At 48.8% G+C, this 23,727-nt stretch carries 22 protein-coding genes; 20 read left to right on the forward strand and 2 right to left on the reverse strand.

The features are described 5' to 3' along the window. Nucleotides 1–2 precede the first annotated feature (2 nt). The 13 genes from B7982_RS05810 (at nucleotide 3) to B7982_RS05870 (ending at nucleotide 12,766) form a co-directional block, all read left to right on the forward strand. Entirely contained in the window at nucleotides 3–749 is a 747-nt protein-coding gene (locus tag B7982_RS05810; protein ID WP_088659931.1) for an acetolactate decarboxylase, read from the forward strand. A 6-nt stretch (nucleotides 750–755) separates the two neighbouring features. After that, nucleotides 756–1,415, forward strand: coding sequence for an amino acid ABC transporter permease (locus B7982_RS05815; protein WP_088659932.1), 660 nt, complete (start codon nucleotides 756–758; stop codon nucleotides 1,413–1,415). A gap of 8 nt (nucleotides 1,416–1,423) precedes the next feature. Beyond that, nucleotides 1,424–2,245: an amino acid ABC transporter ATP-binding protein gene (locus tag B7982_RS05820; RefSeq protein ID WP_088659933.1), complete on the forward strand. Its 822-nt coding sequence runs from the start codon at nucleotides 1,424–1,426 to the stop codon at nucleotides 2,243–2,245. 175 nt (nucleotides 2,246–2,420) lie between these two features. Beyond that, the gene (locus tag B7982_RS05825; protein ID WP_088659934.1) at nucleotides 2,421–3,347 is read left to right on the forward strand and encodes a porin family protein; all 927 of its coding nucleotides are present in this window, start codon (nucleotides 2,421–2,423) and stop codon (nucleotides 3,345–3,347) included. Between the two features lie 92 nt (nucleotides 3,348–3,439). Then, entirely contained in the window at nucleotides 3,440–4,144 is a 705-nt protein-coding gene (radC, locus tag B7982_RS05830) for a DNA repair protein RadC (RefSeq protein WP_233138388.1), read from the forward strand. A 169-nt stretch (nucleotides 4,145–4,313) separates the two neighbouring features. Further along, nucleotides 4,314–6,638, forward strand: coding sequence for an OmpA family protein (locus B7982_RS05835; protein ID WP_088659935.1), 2,325 nt, complete (start codon nucleotides 4,314–4,316; stop codon nucleotides 6,636–6,638). Nucleotides 6,639–6,700: 62 nt separating this feature from the next. Beyond that, the gene (locus B7982_RS05840; RefSeq protein WP_088659936.1) at nucleotides 6,701–6,955 is read left to right on the forward strand and encodes a hypothetical protein; all 255 of its coding nucleotides are present in this window, start codon (nucleotides 6,701–6,703) and stop codon (nucleotides 6,953–6,955) included. A gap of 22 nt (nucleotides 6,956–6,977) precedes the next feature. Beyond that, nucleotides 6,978–7,790: a thymidylate synthase gene (locus B7982_RS05845; RefSeq protein ID WP_072827012.1), complete on the forward strand. Its 813-nt coding sequence runs from the start codon at nucleotides 6,978–6,980 to the stop codon at nucleotides 7,788–7,790. Then, on the forward strand, nucleotides 7,790–8,782 hold the full coding sequence (locus tag B7982_RS05850) for a metallophosphoesterase (protein WP_088659937.1): 993 nt from the start codon (nucleotides 7,790–7,792) through the stop codon (nucleotides 8,780–8,782). Before B7982_RS05845 ends, B7982_RS05850 begins: the two co-directional genes overlap by 1 nt. Nucleotides 8,783–8,799: 17 nt before the next feature. Beyond that, the gene (locus B7982_RS05855) at nucleotides 8,800–10,107 is read left to right on the forward strand and encodes a deoxyguanosinetriphosphate triphosphohydrolase (RefSeq protein ID WP_088630291.1); all 1,308 of its coding nucleotides are present in this window, start codon (nucleotides 8,800–8,802) and stop codon (nucleotides 10,105–10,107) included. Next, nucleotides 10,091–10,819 carry a pyrimidine 5'-nucleotidase gene (locus B7982_RS05860; RefSeq protein WP_233138389.1) on the forward strand — a complete coding sequence of 243 codons (729 nt, stop codon included), beginning with the start codon at nucleotides 10,091–10,093 and terminating at the stop codon, nucleotides 10,817–10,819. Before B7982_RS05855 ends, B7982_RS05860 begins: the two co-directional genes overlap by 17 nt. Before the next feature lie 17 nt (nucleotides 10,820–10,836). Beyond that, on the forward strand, nucleotides 10,837–11,643 hold the full coding sequence (locus B7982_RS05865; protein WP_088659939.1) for a metal ABC transporter permease: 807 nt from the start codon (nucleotides 10,837–10,839) through the stop codon (nucleotides 11,641–11,643). A 10-nt stretch (nucleotides 11,644–11,653) separates the two neighbouring features. Continuing rightward, entirely contained in the window at nucleotides 11,654–12,766 is a 1,113-nt protein-coding gene (locus B7982_RS05870; RefSeq protein WP_088659940.1) for a hypothetical protein, read from the forward strand. Nucleotides 12,767–12,768: 2 nt separating this feature from the next. Here B7982_RS05870 and B7982_RS05875 read toward each other — a convergent pair whose 3' ends face one another. Both B7982_RS05875 and B7982_RS05880 read right to left on the reverse strand, forming a co-directional pair. Continuing rightward, nucleotides 12,769–13,329 carry a hypothetical protein gene (locus B7982_RS05875; protein WP_088659941.1) on the reverse strand — a complete coding sequence of 187 codons (561 nt, stop codon included), beginning with the start codon at nucleotides 13,327–13,329 and terminating at the stop codon, nucleotides 12,769–12,771. Between the two features lie 99 nt (nucleotides 13,330–13,428). Beyond that, nucleotides 13,429–15,714 carry an ATP-binding protein gene (locus B7982_RS05880; protein WP_088659942.1) on the reverse strand — a complete coding sequence of 762 codons (2,286 nt, stop codon included), beginning with the start codon at nucleotides 15,712–15,714 and terminating at the stop codon, nucleotides 13,429–13,431. A gap of 268 nt (nucleotides 15,715–15,982) precedes the next feature. Here B7982_RS05880 and B7982_RS05885 point away from each other — a divergent pair, with 268 nt between their 5' ends. The 7 genes from B7982_RS05885 (at nucleotide 15,983) to B7982_RS14880 (ending at nucleotide 23,607) form a co-directional block, all read left to right on the forward strand. Next, nucleotides 15,983–16,765, forward strand: coding sequence for a BspA family leucine-rich repeat surface protein (locus B7982_RS05885; RefSeq protein WP_088659943.1), 783 nt, complete (start codon nucleotides 15,983–15,985; stop codon nucleotides 16,763–16,765). 98 nt (nucleotides 16,766–16,863) lie between these two features. Next, complete coding sequence (locus B7982_RS05890) at nucleotides 16,864–17,673, forward strand: PDZ domain-containing protein (RefSeq protein ID WP_088659944.1); 810 nt, start codon at nucleotides 16,864–16,866, stop codon at nucleotides 17,671–17,673. A gap of 147 nt (nucleotides 17,674–17,820) precedes the next feature. After that, nucleotides 17,821–20,253, forward strand: coding sequence for a putative LPS assembly protein LptD (locus B7982_RS05895; protein ID WP_233138390.1), 2,433 nt, complete (start codon nucleotides 17,821–17,823; stop codon nucleotides 20,251–20,253). After that, entirely contained in the window at nucleotides 20,246–20,818 is a 573-nt protein-coding gene (locus B7982_RS05900; RefSeq protein ID WP_181369047.1) for a nucleoside triphosphate pyrophosphatase, read from the forward strand. The genes B7982_RS05895 and B7982_RS05900 overlap by 8 nt, the downstream gene beginning before the upstream one ends. A gap of 3 nt (nucleotides 20,819–20,821) precedes the next feature. After that, the gene (locus B7982_RS05905; RefSeq protein WP_088659946.1) at nucleotides 20,822–21,766 is read left to right on the forward strand and encodes a helix-turn-helix transcriptional regulator; all 945 of its coding nucleotides are present in this window, start codon (nucleotides 20,822–20,824) and stop codon (nucleotides 21,764–21,766) included. Between the two features lie 11 nt (nucleotides 21,767–21,777). Beyond that, a complete protein-coding gene (gene hisB / locus B7982_RS05910; protein ID WP_014547135.1) occupies nucleotides 21,778–22,362 on the forward strand; it encodes an imidazoleglycerol-phosphate dehydratase HisB in 585 nt (194 codons plus the stop codon). A 186-nt stretch (nucleotides 22,363–22,548) separates the two neighbouring features. Further along, nucleotides 22,549–23,607 (forward strand): hypothetical protein, encoded by a 1,059-nt coding sequence (locus tag B7982_RS14880; protein ID WP_088659947.1) that lies wholly within the window; start codon nucleotides 22,549–22,551, stop codon nucleotides 23,605–23,607. Nucleotides 23,608–23,727: the final 120 nt, after the last annotated feature.

The raw sequence follows: 23,727 nt of genomic DNA on the forward strand, positions 1-23,727 counted from the left end.
ATATGAAGATTTTTCAGGTCTCGACATTGCAAGCCCTGATGCTTGGATACACAAACCCTGTAATTACGGTTGCAGAGTTGTTGGAGCATGGCAATATTGGGCTTGGGACATTCAATAATATTGATGGGGAAATGATCGTTCTTGACGGTGTCTGTTACCGCGCGAAAGACGATGGGAATGTGGTTGTCGCCGAAAGCGACCGCGGCGTTCCTTTTTCGACGGTTTGCACTATGGATACGGTCGAGCCCATTGCGTTTGGCAAATGCGGAAATGTCGAAGGTCTGAAAGCCGAACTGAACAATATCGTTGACGCCCATTTTGGACTGAACAGTATGCACATGGTGCGTATTGATGGGGTGTTTGATGTTGTCGATGCCAGATCTGAATCGGCGTATAGGTCCATGCATGTCTCCTTAAAGACGATTTTGCAAAAGACGCAGAAGTCCTTTAAATTCCAGAACATAAAGGGGACGCTTGTGGGTGTGTTTTTCCCGGACTTTATGGACGGAATTAACGCGTCTGGCTGGCATTTCCATTTTATATCTGAAGACCGAAAAAATGGTGGCCATGTGTTTGAAATCGTGATGCGAGAGGGGAGGGGATTTATCTCAAAAATAAACTCCATAGAACTTAAGCTCCCTGACGAACCGGCCTTTGATACCTACTCGTTAAAGCAAGCTTCGGAGAAGGAAATCGAGGATGTTGAGCAGGGAAACTCCAACAGTATTTCTAATAATAAAGAATCGTAATCTTTTATGTCTGACCTGAACTCTTTACTCCCGATTCTCTGGGGCGGCTTCTGCACGACGCTCGCGATTTTCGCGCTCACGCTGTTGTTCTCGATTCCGCTCGGCTTGCTTGTAGCGGTTCTCAAGATGAGCCGCTACCGCATTGTGCGTTACCCGGTATCGTTCTACATCTCGGTGATGCGTGGCACTCCGCTACTTCTCCAGATTGTAGCGATCTACTTTGGCTCGTACTACTTGAGCGAATACACGGGAGTGGAGTTCTCGTTTGACCGTTTTCCGGCAGTGATTGTCGCCTTCTCGATAAACTATGCCGCTTACTTTGCCGAAATCTTCCGCGGTGGCATCCAGTCGATTCCGAAGGGCCAGTACGAGGCCGCTGCCATGCTCGGTCTTACTCGCGGTCAGACATTCTATCGCATTATTCTCCCGCAGGTGGTTAAGCGTGTTGTGCCTGCAAGTGCAAACGAAGTCATTACGCTTGTGAAGGATACTTCCTTGGCTCAGGTGATTGCCGTGACGGAACTTTTTGCACTCGCGAAAAAACAGCAGGCCGCTTACGCGAGCATTTATCCGTTGTTTGTGGCGGGTGTGTTCTATTACATCGCAAATTTGCTTTTGAGCGTTGTCTTTGCTTACGTGGAACGTAAGTTGAATTACTACAAGTGAGGCGTGTCATGGATTCTCAAATTCAGTCTGTTATCATCAAGGACGCGCCTATAGATTCTTCTCCAATTCTTGAAGTCAAACATTTAAAGAAGTCCTTTGGCGATTTGCATGTGCTCAAGGATATCTCGTTTGACCTCAATGCGGGCGAGGTACTGTCGATTATCGGGCCTTCCGGTTCAGGCAAGAGTACGCTTCTCCGTTGCCTCACGCAGCTTGAAACGTTCGAGGCGGGCGAGGTGCGTGTCGATGGCAAGGATATGGTTGTTCCCGGTTCTAACATTGGTGGTAAAATCAAGTACGCTCCCGCAAAGACGCTTCGTGACATTCGACTTTCTACGGGGCTTGTGTTCCAGAACTTTAACTTGTTCCCGCACTTGACTGTACTCCAGAACTTGACGCTTGCGCCAATTCGCGTGCTCGGTGATTCCCGTGAAGATGCTCGTGCGCTGGCTCGATTCTTGCTCAAGCAGATGGGCCTCGAAGGTAAGGAAAAATCTTACCCGTGCGAACTTTCGGGTGGTCAGCAGCAACGTGTGTCCATTGCGCGTGCGCTTGCTTTAAAGCCAAGGATTCTCTTCTTTGATGAGCCAACGAGCGCATTGGACCCGGAACTCACGGGCGAAGTCCTCAAGATTATCAAGAAACTTGCTGAAGACCGCATGACGATGGTCATCGTGACGCATGAAATGGCGTTTGCTCGTGATGTGGCGAACAAGGTTATGTTCATGGACCAGGGCGTTGTCGTGGAACAGGGGACTCCGGACTTTGTGTTCAACCAGTCCCAGAACAAGCGCTTGAGCTCGTTCCTGGAAAGATTCTCGAGAACATAATACATCCAAATTTGCCGTTCTTCCCCAAATTTCGACGTGTTGTAGAATTTTAAAACATTTTTGGGATTTTTTTGTAATAAGTCCTAGAAATGTTGTCTACTATTTTTGTATTTTATCCTTCATCTAACAAATTTTGAATTTTTAAATAACATTTGTGTTATTTGAAGGAGATTAAATGAAAAAGCTCTTTATTGCATCTGCTATCGCCATGATGTGCCTTAGCGCAAATGCCTTTGCCGAAGATGACGGTTACGGTAACGATATCCCGGCAGCAAGGTCCGAAGGAACCGTCGATGACGGTTACGGCAATAAGCTCCCGTCAAACGAACCTGAATACAAGAGTTTCGAAGAAGCTCGTTCTGCTTCTTCTTACGGCAACTCTGGCAATAGCGGAAACAACAATAACCAGCGTACGCGTTTGGGTATCCACCTTGGTATCGGTGCTGCCCTTTTGGCCAATTATCCGACCGATAAAGAATTTGTCAGACAGTATGGCGATAACGAATGGATCGGTGTTTCTGGCGATATCGGTTTGATTCTCAAGTTCCCTTTGAACCCGATTCTTTCGTTTGTTCCTGAATTGAACTTTGGAATGGCCTACCTTTCCGAAGAAATTAAGGACGCCGGTGGCGACGATTACTTCTGGGGTGAATATAAGGTAAATGACGCTAAAACGCTCTACAATATCAACATCCCGCTCATGTTGCGCTTGCAGGCCCCGTATGTGTATCTCGAAGGCGGTGTCCGTCTTAGCTTCAATATCGATACGGACCATGAATACGAATATACGGACAAGGATGGCAATCCTCTGAAGTACTATGACTATGAGGACGACGATTACAAGACGGTCAAGCGCGATGCCGAAGATGAATGGAAAGTCAAGACGTTTATTCCGTCCATTGTTGCAGGCCTTGGTACAACGTTCCTTGCTAGCGGATTGCAGTGTGACCTCGGTCTCCGCTTTATTTGGGACCTTAGGGGTATTGAAGAAAATGACAAGGAAATCTATGCTATGGAAAATAAAAAATTGCGCATAGCAAAGGTTATCGAAAACGAATCGAGCTTGTTCGCTATTCAACTTGTACTCAATATGTTCTTTTAAGGTCTAGCTAAGAAAATTTTTCAAAGAAAAAATGGGCCAATCGCCTGCGAAAAGCGTGTTAATATAGTAGACGCTTTTTAGCAGGAGAAAAAATGATGATTCATAATCAATTGGCCTTGTTTGCTAGACCCGATTTCAACCTGATGCCGCGCGAGAAAATGGAACGCGCTGGTGTCGGTGCTTTAAGCAACGAAGAACTGCTGGCTATCATTTTGGGGAGTGGTAGCCATGAATGCAGTGTCTTTGAACTTTCCAAACGACTTTCCGATTTTTTGTCGACAGAAACTTCTGTGCCGACGCTTGAACGTCTCAAGCAAATTCGTGGACTTGGAAAAGTCAAAGCGGCTCAGATTTTGGCGTGCCTGGAACTTTCAGGGCGCTTTATTTTAAGCGACAAGGCGATTCCCGTGGCTGTTCCCGAAGATGTGCTTTCGCGCGTGTCGTATATGAAGTACGAATCGCAGGAACATCTTGTCGTTATTTCCCTGAATTCCGCAAATTACATCATTCGCGTCCACGAACTTACGACCGGGCTTGTGAATCAGACTCCGGTCCACCCGCGCGAAGCCTTTGCCCTCGCTATTGAAGATCGTGCCGTTTCTGTGATTTTTGTCCACAATCACCCCTCTGGATCGCTAGAACCGAGCCCTGAAGACATGTCTATCACGCGCGTTTTGTGTGCTTCAGGTAAAATTTTGCAAATACCTGTTTTGGACCATATCATCATTGGTAAAAGTGGGTTTACAAGTTTGTGTCGTTGCTACCCGGAAATCTTCGAAAGCACGTTTTATAAATAAAAATGTGTAAAAAAAAATCAATCAAATGGCGAAAATTAAATTTTATGTATTATTTATCCATTAATTTGCGTTAGAAAAAGTGCGGACTTTTTTTTAAAGAGTTATATTTCACTTAAACATTACTATAAGGACCACTCTATCCAAGGGTTGGTCAAAACAAGGAGACTCTATGAAACGAGTAGCAATGGGATTGGCCCTGGCCTTGGCGGCATCATCCGCCTTTGCTGGTCATGCCAATACGATTAACAAGACGGGCTTCGTCGGTGTCAACAAGACACAGTCTGCCCAGTCTCTCGGTCATTCAAAGCTTGTGTTTACGGCTTTGGGCGACTACGCATTTGGTAATAGCATGTTCAAGGCTGATCCTGAAAACGGCTATCACTACGCTTTTGCGAATGAATACACGAACCAGAAGGCTGAAGCCGCAAACTATAGCGGTATCAGTGCCTACGTTGGCCTCGCTATCGGTCTTTTGGACTACTTTGATATCGGTGTGACTTTGCCGGTCTTCTATGACCAGTTCAACGGCAATGCTGTTTGTGGTGAAGCAGAAGGCTGCAACCCGGCTGCTCTCGCTGGTACCAAGGTTGGCTACATTGGTAACGTGACAGCTAGCTTGAAGGCTCGCGCTCCGATTCCGGCTGATGTGCCTATCGACTTCGCTGCTTTCTTCAGATATTCTTTCAAGACTTCCAAGAACTCCAAGCAGGGTGTCTGGATTCGTGAACCGGAATACATCGCCAAGGAAGTTGGCATGGCATTCCCGTACGGTACTGCTAAGTCTGTGATGACCGTCGGTGCCGCTTTGACGTTCGACCTTTCCAAGATTGACGTGATGCCTCTCCTCGTCCACATCAACGGTGGTTACCGTATGTCCATGGACAAGGCTTACATGTCCTTCCCGTTTGCAAGCGCTGCTCTTGAATTCTACGTGCTTGACTTCCTCTCGTTCTTCGGTGAATTCTACATGGATATCCAGACCGAAGACTTTACTTGGAACGTTGCTCAGTACGGCCTCACCGAAAAGCTCGACATGAAGCAGGTGACTGGCGGTGCCGTGTTCCACTTGCCGATTGGCCTCGACATCCAGCTCGGCGCTTCTGTCTACGTTGGCAATGACAACTATGTCCACTTTGCCCGCGTGATGGAAAACGAAGAAAACTACCTCACCGGCATCACGGCTACGAAGACTCGCGTGAACCCGCAGCTCGCCTTGTTCGGCGGCCTTACCTGGTCTGGCTTCCTCGCTCCGCAGGACCGCGATGGTGACGGCGTGGCTGACTCTGATGACCGTTGCCCGGATGACTATGGTCATCGTTTGAACGCAGGCTGCCCGATGGGTAACCCGGATAGCGACGAAGACGGTGTCTGCGACGCTTGGGTTTCCGAAAAGGCTATGCTTGACGAATTCCGTAATGTTTGCGAAGGTATCGACCAGTGCCCGAACGAAAAGGGTAACAGCACCAATGGTTGTCCGACGGATGATCCGGACCCGGATAAGGATGGCGTCTGCGATGCTTGGGTAAGCCAGAAGGGCGCTCTCGATCAGTTCAAGGAAATTTGCGAAGGCATCGACCAGTGCCCGGCTGAAGCTGGTACGCTCGTCAACAACGGTTGCCCGGAAGACAATCCGGATCCGGATGGCGACGGTCTCTGCTCTCCGTGGGTCACCGACAAGAACAAGCTTGACCAGTATGCCGGCGTCTGCAAGGGCTACGACATGTGTCCGGGTGAAGCTGGTGCTGCCGGCAATAAGGGCTGCCCGTGGGATGATCCGGACAGCGACGGCGACGGTATCTGCGACGAATGGGTTGTTCAGAAGAAGCTCGGCTACTACTTCGAAAAGGCTGCCGAAGACGAATCTGTTGCTAAGGAATGGTTCATCTCCAAGACCTGTAAGGGTCTCGACAAGTGCCCGCTCGAACACGGTGTTGCCGCTAACGATGGTTGCCCGCTCCCGGATCCGGACCTTGACAAGGATGGCGTCTGCGATGCTTGGGTCACCGAAAGGAACATGTTCAACCTCTTCGAAGGTGTCTGCGCTGGTATGGATCGCTGCCCGGCTGAAGCTGGTGACGATGGCTTCGGCTGCCCGAAGAAGAAGGTAGAAAAGCTCGAAGGTATCTCCTTCAAGAGCGGCTCTGCTACTGTCAACGCTAACGCTAAGAGAATCCTTAAGGGTATCGCCCAGAAGCTTAAGGAAGACGAAGCTTACAAGGATCTCAAGATTGTGATCCAGGGTCATACCGACAACCGCGGTAAGGCTAAGAAGAACCTCAAGCTCTCTGACCGCCGCGCTAAGGCCGTTATGAAGCAGCTCACGAAGTTCGGCGTTGCCAAGAACCGCATCAAGGCTGTTGGTCTCGGCTCTACCTGCCCGGTTGACGATAACTCCACGGCAGATGGTCGCGAAATGAACCGTCGTATTGAAATGCACTTCGTCACACCGGAAAATGACGGTATGAAGTGCGAAAGCAACTACGTTGGTGACTAATAACTTTTAGAGTCTCAACCAAAGCCCCGGGCATAAGCCCGGGGCTTTTCTACATTTACGGCATGACAAAACTTGATGAAATTCTGACCGCAAACAACTTTAGCAATCACGATCTCGTTGAAATGCTCCCCGTGAACTTGAACCACAAGATGGTGCAGAAGGCGCGCCTTGGCAAGAAGCCCGTGCCGAAGCACACGCAAGACCTGATTCTGCAGGCCTTGAATAAGCGCTTGTTGGAAACCGCCGCCGAAGTGGACGGCAAGGTTGTGAAGCAGTACAAGCGCGTGGAAGTGTTCGGAAACGACGAAGTCGCTTAGCAACTTTTATTACATTAACAATATGCAGCAATACTTAGATCTTCTTAAAGATATTATCGATAACGGTGTGGACCGTTCCGACCGCACTGGCACCGGCACTCGTTCTGTGTTTGGCCGCCAGACCCGCTTTGACCTTTCCAAGGGCTTCCCGTGCCTCACGACCAAGAAGCTCCACTTGCGCAGTATCATTCACGAACTGCTGTGGTTCTTGAAGGGCGATACGAATATCAAGTACTTGCACGATAACAAGGTTACGATTTGGGACGAATGGGCCGATGAAAATGGCGACTTGGGTCCGGTTTACGGTCACCAATGGCGCTCCTGGCCGACACCCGATGGCGGACACATCGACCAAATTGCGAATTTGATCAATAGCCTCAAGAATAATCCGGATTCCCGCCGTCACTTGGTTTGCGCCTGGAATGTTGCCGAAGTCGACAAGATGGCTTTGCCGCCGTGCCATTGCCTGTTTCAGTTCTACGTGGGCGGTGTAGGCGCTAGCGGTAAGCGTAAGCTCAGCTGCCAGCTTTACCAGCGCAGTGCCGACATGTTCCTCGGCGTACCGTTCAACATTGCATCGTACTCGCTCTTGACGATGATGCTTGCCCAGGTCTGCGGTTACGAAGCGGGTGAGTTTGTCCATACTTTTGGTGACTTGCATTTGTACAGCAACCATTTTGACCAGGCTCGTGAACAGCTTTCTCGTACGCCGCGTGCACTCCCGACGATGAAGATGAATCCTGATGTCAAGGACTTGTTCGATTTCAAGTTCGAAGATTTTGAACTTGTGAATTACGATCCGTGGCCGACCATCAAGGCTCCGATTGCGGTTTAATGGACTCTTCGATTGACTTCATTGGCGATATTCATGGGCACTACGATGAACTCGTGGTGCTCCTTAAAAAGCTAGGCTACGAAGAACGTGGTGGCGCTTTCCGCTATCCGGGCGATGCTCGAACGGTCGTCTTTTTAGGCGATTACATTGACCGCGGGAGTCGTGTGCGCGATACGGTAAATCTCGTGCGTGCTATGCGCGATGCGGGTTCTGCGGTGGCGCTGATGGGCAATCACGAGTTCAATGCACTTAGCTTTTGGCACGAGAATGGCGCCGGTGGGCGACCCATAAAATCGATTCACGGCGGCTATTTGCGTGAGCATTCTTTTAACAAAGTAGCGATTCATGTGAAGACTGTTGAAAGTTATCGCGGGCGCAAGGCGGAATTTCAGGAAATGCTTGATTTCCTCAAAACGCTCCCGTTTTACTTGGAAACAGACTTGTTCCGTGCGCAGCACGCTTGCTTTGACTTGAAATGCGCAGAAGTGCTTAAAGCCGAAGGTATCCGTTCTTTTATGGATGGCGATTTCGACGAGCTTATTGCACGTGCGAACGACAAGAATGACGAATACGACGATTCGCTGTATTGGCCGATAAGTTTGTTCTTGAAAGGCCCGGAATTGGATTTGCCGGAAGGCGTGACGTTCCGCGATGCTGAATGTGTCAATCGCAAGCGTACGCGAATCCGCTGGTGGATCAATCCGAAGAACGTCACTTTGCAGGAACTCAGCTTCCAGCCGGGCGTAGAATTGCCTCCACGCGAAGTTCCGCTCGAAATTCAGACTCGCGATTTCTATGGCGAAAATGAACGCCCGGTTTTCTTTGGGCATTATTGGTTGACGGGAATGCCTGAACTTATTTGTGATAACGTCTGCTGCCTGGATTACAGTGTTGCAGGTTATCGCGGTGATGGGCGCCTGGTTGCTTACCGTTTTGATGGTGAACAGAAACTCGATAACCGAAAGTTCGTCTCGGTCGAAGCTGCGCGCTAATAACTATATTTTATAATATGCTACAATGGGATACGCTTCTTTCTGCAACGCGTTACGGTCACCCGGCCGATCCGGATCCGAACCGTTCTGACTTCCATCGCGATTACGACCGCATCGTTTTTTCTACCGCATTTCGTCGCTTAGGCCGCAAGACTCAAGTTCACCCGTTCTCGGTGAATGACCACGTTCACAGCCGCCTCACGCACAGCCTCGAAGTTTCGAGTGTGGGCCGTAGCCTTGCGATTACGGTGTATCACCTGATAAAAAAGCATTTGCCGAAGTACGTGAACGAATACCAGTTTGGTACGATTGTGCAGTCGGCATGCCTTGCTCACGATATTGGAAACCCGCCGTTTGGCCATGCGGGCGAAGCTGCAATTCGCGAATGGTTCCGCAAAAATCGCCATTCGGCGCCGATGTCTGAACTCAATGACAAGGAAATTGCGGACTTTGAAAACTTTGACGGTAATGCTCAAGGCCACCGCATTTTGAGTAAGCTCGAATACCACTTCCTCGATGGCGGTATGCGACTCACGTATGCGACAATCGGTTCGATGATCAAGTACCCGCGACTTGCGTATTACGGTTGCCCGACGAGCTTATTCCGCACCGAAGCAGAACTCTACCGCGAAACGGCCGAGATTCTGGGCATCCCGGAAATTAAGGACGGCGTTTGGGCTCGCCATCCGCTCGTGTACTTGATGGAAGCGGCAGACGATATTTGCTATTCCATCCTCGATGTTGAAGATGCAATTGAACTTGGCATTTTGACGTTTGGTGATGTGCGCAACATGTTCAGTTTCTTGTGCGGGCCGGAAGTCGATATCGACCGCGAGTTCGAAGAAAACGGCCAGAACTTCAGAGACTTCCTCAGCAGCATCCGCGGGCGCGCTATCCAGAACCTGATTGATGACGTGGCTGTGCTCTTTGTAAAGCATTACGACCGCATCATGGAAGGTTCGCTCGACAAGCACTTGATTGACCTTTCCCGTTCCGATACAATGGAAGGCATCCGCATTGCAAAGCGTTTGGGAGTGGAACGCATTTACCCTGACCGCCGCAAGACGGAACTTGAAGTCGGTAGCTATACGACGCTCAGCACCGTGCTCGATGCGTTTATCAATGGCGTTTACGATTACCGCCAAAATGACCGCAATTCGTACCGCGCAAACCGCATTGTCCGCTTGATTGGGCAAGCCAAGATTGGCCAAAGTGTGACGACTGCCGAAGCTTACCACCAGGTGCTCGACTTTGTGAGCGGCATGACGGACAATTACGCTACTTACCTCGCTCGTCAAATTGGCGGGCTTGCGATGGGCTACTAAGAGGTCTTGCTCCGTGAGTGCGCTAGATATCGGCATCAAGAACGATGCTTCGAAAATTTGGCTGTTCGATTATGACTTGACGCTTTACGGCGAAGAGGAACGCTTTGTCTTAAATTCGCTCGACCACCGTATTGCAGAATTTGTCCAAAAGACCGTGGGCGGGACGTTTGAAAGTGCCACAGAAATCCGCAAGGATTATCTGCACCGATTTGGCACGACGCTTTCGGGACTCATGGCGATGAACGGTACGCATCCCGACGACTTTTTTGACTTTATTCATGAACCTGAATACCTGATTTACCCGAAGGTGGCGCCTGAAAAGCTTGAACTCCTGAAGTCGCTTGTGGGGCATCGCTTTGTGTTTACGAATGGGCGAGGGGACTGGAGCCGCGCGGGCATGGCGCACATGCAGCTCGATTCTGCGATTGAGGATGTTTTTGACCTCAAGCTCATGGATTGGGAAGGCAAGCCTCACGTGAGCGCATACGATAAAATCGAAAAATGGCTTGTGGCGCGAGGTGTCCTGGCTCAGGAATCGCCCGAAAAGTCGCAAATTGTGTTGCTTGAAGATTCGTTACGCAATTTGGAACCCGCTCATGAACGCGGCTGGACGACTGTTCTTGTGAATCCGAACATTCAAGCGCCTAGTTGGGTGGATTTTCATATTCCGCATTTACTAAATTTAAAAGAAAAGCTAGTTCTTAACCACTAATAACCCAAAACGAAAACATGCTCGACTTACTTTCCATGGATTTTTTGCAGAACGCCCTCATCGCAGCGGTGCTTGTGGCCATTGCCTGTGGCGTTATGGGGACGTACGTCGTGGTGAACCGCTTGACGGCGCTTTCGGGTGGCGTGGCTCATGCCTCTTTTGGTGGGGTGGGGCTGGCTTGCTTTATCGGTTTTTCGCCGATGCTTGGCTCGCTTGGCTTTGCGCTCGCCTGCGCGATGCTCATGGGTGCGCTCACTTGGCGCGACCGCAAACATGCTGATACGTTTATCGGAATCATTTGGGCGGCAGGCATGGCGCTTGGCGTGATTTTGACGGATTTGACGCCTGGTTACAGTGGCGAAATGATGAGTTTCTTGTTCGGTAGCCTTTTGACCGTGCCGACAGAACTTCTCTGGTGGATGGGGGCGTTGCTCGTGTTCATCTTGGGCGCTGTTTCGGTTTGCTTCCGCAATTTCCTTTCGATTTCATACGATCCTGAGTTTGCTCGCGTCCGCGGCATCCCTGTGCTGAATTACTACATGCTTTTGATTGCGCTAATTGCGCTCACGGTCGTGATTGCCGTGCAGGCGGTGGGCTTGATTCTCGTGATTGCGCTCCTCACGATTCCCGCATACATCGCGGAATGCTATGCCAAAAATTTACTCCAGATGATGGTTATTTCGGTTCTGGTTTCGCTTGTACTTGTGGTGCTTGGACTTTTAGTCGCGTGCCAGTTGAACTTTGTCGTTGGCCCCACGATTATCGCAGGCGGCGTCATCTTGTACTTGCTTAACTTTGCCGTTAAAAAGATTGTGAAAAAATAGGAGAGGGAAAATGTTTTCAATGTTGCGCGTTTCTGTCGCTTTAGCGTGTTCGTTCTTGGCGACGTCTGCATTCTCTGCCGTTGCCCGTAATTCGTTCGATAACATGGACGTCAAGACGTCTTATTCCGAACTTTTGCAAGAGAAAAATGCCCGTAACGACTCGCTGTTGCCGGCATTCGATGGCGACAAAGCTTTTGCCGAAGTGCTTCGCCTGAATCCGAATTTCTGGAGCTTGGGTAGCGCCATCAACAAAGAAGAATCCCTCGTGACAAAGCTTCATGTGAACTTGATTTTTGTGGATGGTACACGCGAAGAACCGTTCTGCGAACTCGACAAGGCTGCGAAAAATACCGCTGACGAATGGAACGTTCGTATCGGCGCGGACTTCGTTTCTGCAGGATCCAATACGGTCCACATTCACGTGCAGCAGTGCTTGGACTATGTGCGCGACCAGCTTGGTTACGCCATCAAGAAGGGCGACAAGATTATCCACGTGCCGCCTAAAGAAACTCTTGACAGAATCAAGAAAAGCGAAATTCCGGATGCCATTGACATTGACTTGCAGCAGACTCTTCTCAAGGCTCACGAAGATGTGAATCTCACCGGCAAGTGCCCGAAGGATATCGAAGCTTACATCATCCTCATGAATGTCTACAATCAAGTCAAGAACATGAAGATGGACTACGTGGTCATCAATGACCAGCTGAACAAACAGCGCAATGGTGGTTCCCGCGTGCAGTCTTGCGCCTTTAGCCGCGAATGGAACAAGCGTTACCAGGAAAGCGCAAGCTTCGAATGCGATATCGATAACGACCGTTGCACTTACCGCCAGGAAAACGATGGCGATACGGAATGGTCCATCAATTACGAAAAAGACCGCTTTGAATACATCAACAAGAAGTTCCTCTTCTTCAATCGCAATCCGATGAGCATCCACAAGGGCGGAACCATGATGGATTTGCGCTTGATTCGTCTTTCCACAACACTTTATCTGGAAGCCTACATCAATTTGAAGGGCGAGCCGGTAACTCTTGGACTTATCGTTGTGCCGGGCGACAAGACCATCAAGGATTATGAAGACGACCGCCCTTCTAATGAAGAAGCTCGTGAATTGACGGAATAATGTTATTTTAAGTACGTCAGCCCGCTGTAATTAAATTTAACGACATCGATGCTTGTGTCGGCCTGTTCGACCAGTTTTTGTTTCCATTCGCTCATCGGAATATCGCTTGCGATGAGCGTGTTTAATCGTTGACCGAACAGAATTTCTTCGCGGGTGATTGTTTCGCCGTTTGATTTTGTACAGCCGTTGATGAGAGCTTCGGTGGGGTTGCTGATGAACATGGACGAGAAAAATCCGCAGAGGTTCATGCTTTTTGCAAATGACGAAGCGTAGCACCAGATCCCAATAACGCGTTTCGCTCTAATGTGACGGACATTCTTTTCTGATATAATAAATGGATTGCCGTGGGTTTGCGGGGACAAGAGTCCGCTTGGGTAGCCATGCCCACATAATATAATAGTGTCTTTTTCGGTGAGCAACGCTTGTTCGACTTTCTTTGACCATGGACCGTTGAAACTGTTAATCTCGATGACTTTGACGTTCGGGAGATCCTTCCAGATATGCTTGAGAACCAACGTGTCCGTGTCGCCCATGTTAGAAAAAATAACGGTAGCAGAATTCATAACAATCTCCTTTTTTTTTCTGTATCGTTGTTTTGCTTATATTTGTCAACTAACATAAGTGACAGAAAATGACCTTGACAAAAATCGTGATTTTTCTCTTTAGAACCCCATCTTTCTTTTATTATCACCACCTTCCTTCGCTTCGACTTCTTTTTCGAGAGCGTCAGCGATGCATTCGGCGGTGAGCTTGTGTGCTGGCAAGTAACGCAATTGGTTGTAGACCGCGCTGAAGTCGCCCGGGGCGAGTGTTGTCATGTGCTTGACCTGTGCGGGGCATTCGAGCTTGGGGAAGAACGAGTGCCACACGGTTTCGATTCCTTCGCGGGTAAGGTAATCGAATTTGACCTTGAGCGCGAAGCGGCGGCGGGAGGCGTTGTCGAGTCTTGCGTTGAAATTTGTGGCGGCGATGAAAATCCCGTTGAAGTTTTCCATCTGCGTCAAGAGTTCGTTGATCTGCGTCACTTCGAAATTGCGGACGGCTCCGTTGCGGTCGTTCAAGAAGCTGTCGGCTTCGTCGAAGAAGAGAATGGCTTTGCGTTCTTCGGCTTCTTTGAAAGCCGCCTTGATTTTGGCTTCGGTTTCGCCGACGTACATCCCGAGCAAGTCACTAGCGCGCTTGACGACGAGATTCCTGTTCAGCTTGCGGGCAAGGAATCGCACGAATTCAGTTTTGCCTGTTCCCGGTGCGCCGTAGAGCAGAATGTTCAGTGACTGCGCTGCGTCTTTGTCGTTTAACTTGTCCCAAATACCGTTGAAGTTCTCGGCGATTTCAACGATGTCGTCGATGTTCTGGTCGATGTTGAGCCCGGTCAGCGTGTAGGCGGGGGCATGCGTTGTCTTTTCGCGGGTGTTGTCTCGGGCGATGTTGAGCAAGTTCGCATGGGCGTCGAGCATTTTGCGGATGACGGTGACCGCGATTCCCTTATCCTGCTTGGCGGCGGGGATGGCGTTTTGGATGGCCTTGGTGTAGCCTCCGACGGTGACGGGGTATTCCGCGGCGATGTTCTGGATTTCTTCTTCGCTAATCATGTCGGGAACGTGGAGCGCGTTCAACACGGAGTGCAGCTGCAATGCACGTTTTTCTGCGGTAAAGTTCTTGAATTCCATCGAAAAGTCGAAACGGCGGCGGGTGCTTTCTTCGACGAACGTCATGGAATTCGAAATCCAGATGATGGGCGTGTGGATGTCTTCCATGAGCATGTTGAGCATCCCTTTTTCGAGCCAGTTGAGCATCTGGTCGGCTTCATCGACGAGGATGATGGCGTTTGTGTTTTCGCATTGCCAGGCTGCGAGTCGGAGTGTGCGCACGCGGCGGCGAAGAATCGCGTCGTACATGCCGCCTTCGCCACCGAATCGATCTTGCTCCGCCGGCGCCTTGATGGTGTACATCTTGAGCCCGAGTTCATTGGCGAGTGCTTTTGAAAGTTCTGTCTTGCCAGTACCCGCGCGACCGTAGAAAAGAATGTTGAGCGGCTTCTTGTAATCGTGATTGGCGAGCAAGTACACGAGCGTGTCTGCTTCCGGGCGGTCCTTGGCGAGCGTCTCGAACGGAATCTTGGAATCTTCGGCAATGCCGATATCGCCAACTTTGGTAATCTCGTTTTGACCGTTCAGGTGGCGGACGATGTCACCGTCCAGATCCATATCGTTGTCGAGAATGCCGAGCTTGGAAATGAGCGCATCGCTGTTGGTCAGTTCTGAAAGGCGCTGCTTGGAAAGTCCGGTCGCGATGGGGATGAGTTCCAAGTCCTTTTCCGTGAAACGGGTCCTCATCCCGCAAGTCAAGCGCTTCTTGATGCCCTTGACTTCCATTTCGTCGTATTCCTGAATCCAGAGATAGAGAATGAGTTCAATTTCATCGTCATTCAGGTGGAACATTTCCTGGAGCTTTTCAACTCGCTGCATAGTGGAGTCGCTTTCGTCGGTGCCTTTGTTGAGTTCCTGCCAGGCGAATTTCATGAACAGCGGAATGACTGTGTTGAGAAAACGCTTCCATTCATTATCGGTGAAAACGTCCTTGGAGAGGTGCTTGATGTTTTCGATGCTGCGGGCGACTTCAATGTGGAAATCTTTGTGTGGGTATTTCTTGAGAAAAATTGCTCCGTGCGGACCGCAGTAGTTGCCGCGTGCAACGGCGAGCGGGGCTGAACCATCGAGCTTGTTTTGTCTGTCAATTTGGGCGAGCGCATTGACGAGCTCCGTTTGCGTTTCAAAATCCATGAGGCCAATGACTGCTTCGGGGTTGAGGTAGTCGGGGTTGGCTTGCAAGTAACGCACCCAATATTCCAACACCTTCAAAAACGTAAACTTGGAGCTTGTACAGCCTTGCGGCGTGTTGCTCTGGAGCTTGTTGGCGATGTTTTGGAAGTATTCTTTTTTATTCATGATGACCTCATATATAGCGAGAATACCGCACCTTTTATTCAAAAGGGTACAATATCCCCAAATTTTTTTTCATGGGGGCGTTAAAAAAGAATTTTATGGAAATTAAATTTTAAAAATGAAATTTAGTGTATGCATGACTTTTGCATCACGTCCCAAATATAGTAAAAATGACTTTTTTTGTCAAGAGTAAAAATGTGAGACAATCATTCGGATAATAGTTTACAATTGCAATATATAAAACGATATTAAAATAAAAGAGGTGAATTGTATGTCGGATAAAGTTGTGGTGCGCGATCTTGAGGAGTTGAGAAAGTTGGTTTATGATACCATTCTGCGCTTGGGGCCAAATTGTGACTTGAACTTTATAGATGTATCTCCAATGGTAGATATGACGGGGCTGTTTACTTGCCCGAACCATACGTTCAATGGGAATATTAGCCAATGGGACGTATCCAATGTGATAAATATGGATGACATGTTTGCGGGTTCTGATTTCAATGGCGATATCAGTCGTTGGAATGTGTCGAACGTAGAAAGCATGTACGGAATGTTTAAACATTCCGCATTTAACGGTGATATATCTGAGTGGGATGTTTCAAACGTTCGGGAAATGAGTAATATGTTTGAGGGGACCGCTTTCAATGGAGATATTTCTGCATGGAATGTTTCCCAAGTGAAGCATATGGATGAAATGTTCCGCTATTCAAAATTTAACGGGGATATCTCTAAATGGGATGTGTCGCACGTAACCTCTATGGATGAAATGTTTTTGGGATCAGTATTTAATGGTGATATCTCAAATTGGGATGTTGGAATGTGTAGAAATTTTTGCAGTATGTTTTATCGTAGTGCCTTTTGTGGCGATTTGGAGCGTTGGAATCTTGTTAATCCGGATCTCATGACTTTTGATATGTTGGACTGGTCGATGCTGGACTGGAATAAACGCCTCCCGCAATGGTATAGGGATATTTATGAAACTCAGGATGTTGTTGAAAATTTCGACGAAATGGACTCCGTTGGCGATGACGAGGATAAAAACCTGCCTTTTTAGGCTTTTGCGTCCGTTTGGGCTCAATTTTCTAGACTATGTCGCTTGAAATAGCATTTTTTTAATGTATATTAATGAAGTAAAATTTTAAGGAGATTTTTATGAATTCTTTCGTTAAGGCTTCTCTGATCGCCGCGATGATGACGGCTCCGCTTATGGCTGACGAATCTTTTGGTGGCGTCGGCATCACCATTTACCAGGTGGGCGAAGGTGTTCACGTGGCTGAAGTCATCCCGGGTACGCCTGCTGCAGAGACTAAACTCCGTGCCGGCGATGTGATTACCGCTGTTGACGGTGTAAGCCTCAAGGGCAAGGACATCGAATTTTCCAAGGCTCAGCTCCGTGGCCAGGTCAACAAGCCGCTTGAAATCACTTACACGAGCAATGGCGAAACCTATTCTACAGTGGTTCGTCGCGCCCAGATTACCGTGAAGGACTTGGACAACAAGGCCGTCAAGAACTGGTATGGCGATAAGGAACGCGTGAACGCTCAGGAACTTGAAACATTTGCTAGCGCTACCGAAAATGACAAGCAGCTCGTCGCTGTGCTCAGCCGCGGAAACCTCATCAAGAACGATGTTTCTGTTGCCTCTGCTGATGTCAATGGCGTTTATGTGGAAAAGGCAAAGACCACTCCGAAGTTCACCAAGACGACTCCGGTCCGCTCGGGTGATGCAAGCCTCCGCCTTTTCAACCGCAAGGCTCTTTCGTTTACGCTCAAGTCTCCGGGCCGCGCAACTGTTACCATCCTGAATGCCGATGGTGAACAGGTGGCAAAGCTTGGCCTTGACAATGCCGTCGCAGGCGTGAACACGCTCAATTGGAATGGTGCTCAGGTGCCGAGCGGCCGCTATGTTATTTCCATTGACCACAATGGCGCTGTGAGCGGTGCAAACGCAGTGTTGAAGTAATTCGCGTCGATTCTATCGCGCGAAATTAAATTCCGCTTAACACAAAAATTTGATGGACGCTTCTATTTGAAGCGTTCATTTTTTCTATCTTGTGAAACCGTGATTTTATCCAAAACCCATCGCTTTTTGTGGGCCGTTTTCGCAACAATGATCGCTGCGGTCTTTGCTCCTTGCTCTTATGGCGAGGAGATGACCCGCTTTGAACTCGAAGAGCGCGAACAGCCTGCTGAAGATACGACTGAGGTGGACTGGATGAACGACACGACTGGAGTGGATACGATTGAATACCACGCGGTCGATCTTGTGTACGATGTAGAAACCTCGACTTTTAACCTGAATAAGTCGGCACAGCTTAAGTACCGCACGGCAACGCTGGAATCCGATACCATTTGGATGGACCAGAAAAATCAGATTCTCGCCGCAAGCGGAAACCCGATTCTTCGCGAATCCAAGAATCCCTCCCTTTCGGGGATGCGCCTCAAGTACAACCTCAAGTCCAAAATCGGTGAGGTGTATTATGCAACGACGTTCCAGGACAATCAGCAACTGAACGGTATGGAAGTCCGTCGCCTTCCGGATACTCGAATCCAGATTGCGCGTGGCGACTTCAGTACGTGTAACGATACGACGCACCAGCACTTCTACTTTTATGGCCGCCGCATGGTGGTGAAGCCCAAGGAGACGATTACTGCAAGGCCTGTGGTCTTGAATATCGCCGATGTGCCTGTGGCGGTTCTCCCGATGATTGTGGCGCCGCTCAAGAGTGGTCGTAAGTCGGGCCTTTTGACGCCGAAGTTCGGTGGTGACCAGAAGCAGGGTTACTACTTGCGCAATATCGGTTTCTATTACGCCGCCAACGATTATTGGGATGCAACTCTTGCTGCAGACATTATTGAAGGCGACGAAGCTAGGTTCGAACGATCTACGCTCTCGGGTGAAATACGCTATAAGAAACGATATTTGTTGGATGGTCATATCAAGTATACGAGCTACCTTGAGGAATTCGACTTTGGTCGTAGCGGTTACGATATCGATTTTTCGCATAACCAAAACTTGACTCCTGATGCCAAGCATACGTTGAGTGGTCAGGGCTCGTTTGTAAGTAGCACTGATGTCCGTAAAAAAAATTCCTTGGAAGCAAGCACTATTTTGAACCAGCAGGCGAATGCCTCGTTGGCTTACTCTGGTAAATTCGGCAACAACAAGAGCTTGACGGTCAAGGTCTCGCAGAACCAAAACCTCACGACGGGTATGCTCGAAAGGGACTTGCCTGATATCCAGTACCGCATGAGCGGAAACCTTTTCAGCTTTGAACTGGAAGAAGGCGAGGTGGCTGCAGAGGACGGCTCGTTCCAGTCGTTCCTTGAAAAGTTCAATTACAGCTTTACGAACCGCTTTAACTACAAGTCTCACCGCGAACGTGATACGACGTTGAATAAGGATACAACGGCTCATTACCTGGGCTATACGGGTACATACACCTTGGATTACTCGGGGCGCTTATTTGACGTGATAAACATTACACCGCGTGCGACATTTACTGGTTTTTGGACGGGTACTGCTTGGCGCAATCCGAACGATTCTCTGTACAAGAGAAAACGTTATATGAGTTTTAATCCGGACGAGGGATCGTTTGGTAATGTCGCATACAACCACAATTACAGCTTGACTGCCGATACGAAACTTTATGGTATTTGGGTTCCTGAAATAGGTCGCTTCACCGGTGTCCGCCATGTGCTTTCGCCGAGCATTTCTTACACGTATGCCCCTGAAATTGATACGGTCAAAAAGTTTGCTCCGCACCCGTATTTGGGACAGTATCCGTACCAGCAGAAACAGCAGACACTTGGCTTCAGCCTGAGTAATGACTTTGATATCAAGTACCTCAAGGTGGCGGCGCGTGCCGATACGAGTCGTGGTGATTCAGCAAAGCGGGCGAAGGCTGTAGAAGACCAGTATGGTACTCGTCGCTTGCTTACGACAAGGCATAGTTTCTCGTACAACTTTGCGGCTGATTCGCTCAATTTCTCGGATATTTCGTCTTCGTTCGGGTTCCAGATTTTGCCGGATTATATGTTTACCATCAACACTCGCCATAGCTTCTACCACAAGTACGAGACGAATCCGAATAAGGTAAGGTTCCCGGAACTCACGTATTGGGGCTATGAACTTTCAAAGAGTTTTAACTGGAGCGGTACGTTTAATGGCGGGCTACCTTCGCAGCTCGAAAAGTACGAAATGCTCAAGTGGTCGCTGAGCTTGGATTATCGCTATTCGTTTAGCAGTACGCGTGTAGCCAAGAATTTGTTTAAGGACAACATATCTCATTCTACGGGTATTTCTGCATCGTTCCAGCCGACAGTCAACTGGGATGTCTCTTACAGCACCCGTTACGATTACAACGAAGGTAAGTTTGTCTCTCATGAATTTACGTTCAAGCGTGTGTTGCATTGCTGGCAGCTCGATTTTACATGGACGCCGACGGGCCCTGCCGCAGGGTGGAGCTTCTCCGTGTATGTCCGCGACTTGCCCGATATCAAGCTTAACGCCGGCAGCACCGATACAAAGAGTTATGACTAAATCTGAAATTGTTCTTGCAAGCGGTTCGCCGCGCCGTTCCGAAATTTTAAAACAGTTAGGTGTCAACTTCCGCGTGGTCGTCTCGGGCGAAGATGAAAAGCCCACGAGCACAAACCCGCTCGATTTCCCGCGCGAAAACGCCTGCATCAAGGCTTTGTCCGTATCCCGCCAGGAACGCGATGCTTACGTGCTCGGCTTTGATACGCTCGTGTTTTTGGATAACGTTCCGCTGGGCAAGCCGAAATCCGAAGCGAACGCTCTCGAAATGTTAAGCAAGCTAAACAATCGCAGTCATTTTGTCATCACCGGAGTCGCCATCGCCCGTAATGGTGAAATCGTTAGTGCGTCCGAAGAGAAAACAGAGGTCATTTTCAGAAACTGCACCTTACAGGAACTCAAAGATTATGTAAATTCTAAGGACCCGATGGATAAGGCCGGCGCTTACGGCATTCAGACGAATGGTGCGCGCTTGATCAAGTCTATCAACGGTTGCTACTACAACGTGGTTGGGTTACCAGTTGCACGTACACTGGAAATGTTGGATGGTTTACAAGTTAGGGTATAGCAAATGATTCAGTTGGAAGAGAAAAATCCAAACGAACGCCTTGGTGATTTTTTGGCCCGCGTTCGCGAATCTCAGGGACTTTCTATCGAAGATCTTTCCGAGCGCACAAAAATCTCGGTGAAGATGCTTCACTTTATTGAATCGAGTGATTGGAAGTCCTTGCCGGTTGAAGCTTACGTCCGCAGCTATTTGAATTCCGTGAGCTCAAAGCTTGGCCTGGATACAAAGGCTATCCTTAAAATGTATGCCGAAGAAGTGGGCTCGAGCTATGAAGTCCGCGAGGCTGAACCCATCAAGAATATCGCTCCGATGACGGACGAAGAAAAGAAGCCGCGTAGCAAGGCTGTGCCTGTCGCCATCGTAATTATCTTGGCTCTTTTCATTGTGGCTCTTCATTTTGTGACTAAGGGCAAAACGACTTCTGACGATGGCGCCAATCCGCCGGCGGTGGTCGCTGCCGAAGACTCTACGGAAGTCAATCAGGACATGCCTGAAGGCGCAATCAAGGTCCCGGTAGATTCCATCAAGGATGAAAAGAACGAGAAAGTGACGCAGGCCGAAGTCGACAAGGCTGTGAAAAAGGCTGAAAATCTTCCGGCATCAGCAACAATTTTTATCTCTTCGACGTCCAAGAAAGATACGGCGACGGTGACGGGGCCGGTTTCGGATAACGGTCGCACTCGCATAGAACTTGTCGGTTCCGGCGAAATGCGTTCTTGGGTCGGCATCAAGCGCGACGAAGACGATGATGATTTTGTGAAAGAAGCGAACATTGCAACGGTGGACAACAAGCTTGTCTATACTGCTAGCGGTACGCTCTACATTGTGATTGGTGAACCGCGTGCCATTGGCAAGATGTACTTGAACGGCGTGGAAACTCCGGTTCCTGTGCCGAAGTTTGGCCGTGTGGCTCGCTTCAGTGTTTATGACGGTCGTGTCCTTAAATAAGAGGTGCTAAGATGCGTTCTTCTAAGATTTCTCGCAAGACGAGTGAAACCGACATTCAACTTTTCTTGAATCTGGACGATTGCTCTAGAGGCAAGATTAGCTCGGGCTCGGGCTTCTTGGATCACATGCTGAATTTGTTCCAAGTGCATGGCGGGTTCCATCTCGATTTGACCTGCAAGGGCGATACCGAAGTCGATATGCACCACAGCATGGAAGACATCGCCATCGTGCTTGGCCAGGCTCTCGTAGAATGCCTCGGCGACAAGAAGGGCATCGAACGTTATGGCTTTTACTTTGTCCCGATGGACGAAGCCTTGAGCCGCGTGTGCATCGACTTTAGCAATCGCATCGGCTTTGTCTGGAACGTGAAGCTCCCGGCTGCAACCGCAGGCGGAATCGAAGCTAGCATGTTCGAACACTTCTTCAAGAGCCTCTGCGAAAATGCTCGCATGAACTTGCACGTGGAACTCTTCTATGGCAATGACAACCATCACTGCCTAGAATCCATCTTCAAGGCTTTTGCACGTGCTGTTGCTATGGCTGTTGCTCCTTCCCGCAATGTGAAGGGCGTCCCCAGCAGCAAGGGTGTGCTATAAGGTCGCGAAAAAATCGCTTTTCACATCTTGTAAAACTTTTCATGGCGAAACTTCGGTTTCGCCATTTTCTGTAAAATTTTGACTCTTTGTAAGAAATTTAACGTAATTATTTACGGCCCATTTCTCGAATTTTTGTGGTAAAAGTTTTATGTTTTGCCTTGGTTTGGGTGATTTAGCGAGGATAAGATGAAGGTGATTTCTACGACATTGAAGTTGGCGTGTTGCCCTTTGGCTTATTGCGATATTGCGTGGGCTAAAAACGATGTCGACTATCGAAAATCGCTTGGAAAGGCTCGTGTTTATATGGTGGCCAAAAAGCCTCGCGTTGATTTTTGCAATGTGAAATTTGCGGGCCATAAAATTGATCTTGACCTCGTAAGCGAATGCGGTCGCGTAAGCGCTTCTATCCCTGCTGATGAACCGCTTTTTAAGCCGAGTGCAAAGAAAATGCTTGTTGTCGATGTCGGCACTAACGAACCGCATGTTCTCGCTAAAGATGAAATTGTTGCAAAGACTCATGGAATAAAATTCTATGAAGTTGATACGGCGTTCTATGAAAAGGCAAGCGACAAGGAACTGAAAAAGTGCTTGGACGAGGACTCTTTTGTGGCTTGGCTTACGCCAGAGAAACTCTTATACCTTTATTCGAACAGGTTAATTCGAATCCCGAATATGGATAAAACCAAGTGTTTCCTTTGGAATTACGAACCGATGTTTATCGGGAAGGTTGTGCGACCGGTGGTGAAAAGAGCGGAAATGCGCCATGCTCGCGAGCCCTTCCTTGATATGCTCGAATCTGAAATTGAAGATTGTGAGGATATTCGCGACGATGTTGTGCTTCTGTTCTTTGATGCCGAAGAACGGGATAACAGCCTTTTAATCGGTAACGCGGTTTCGATTAACGAATTCCAACTCCCTTTAAACAGGCGTGCTTTGCCATCTATCGATTTGCTTGCGATGGATGCGGAGAATGTCTTTATCGAAAAGTTCAAGCCCAAGTACAACGCCGCGCTTTTCCATCCGTACCTGGGTGGTGCGAACGATACGCCTGATTCCGAGTACGATGCTATAGATTATGCAATCGATGACTGGATGACGCTTGTATTCAAGGGAATGAATTGGTATGGTGGGCTTGAAGGAAATTGCTTAGTTTATAGCAAAGATTCTGGATTGCGCATCATGCGTCCAATGGATTTTGACGATTTCCTGGAACGGAAATTTATTGAGTCTGTGCTCGCTTGTTAGAACCGTCTTTCTCGACTCTAGTGAAGTCTTGAATTGATTTGTCACGCCCGCCATCGAGCGGGCATCTCTTATATGAAACAAATTGTTTTATATGCTTAAATAAAAATTTTAAATTTTAAA

Origin of the sequence: Fibrobacter sp. UWB2 (assembly GCF_002210425.1) — a bacterium.
Lineage (GTDB): Bacteria > Fibrobacterota > Fibrobacteria > Fibrobacterales > Fibrobacteraceae > Fibrobacter > Fibrobacter elongatus.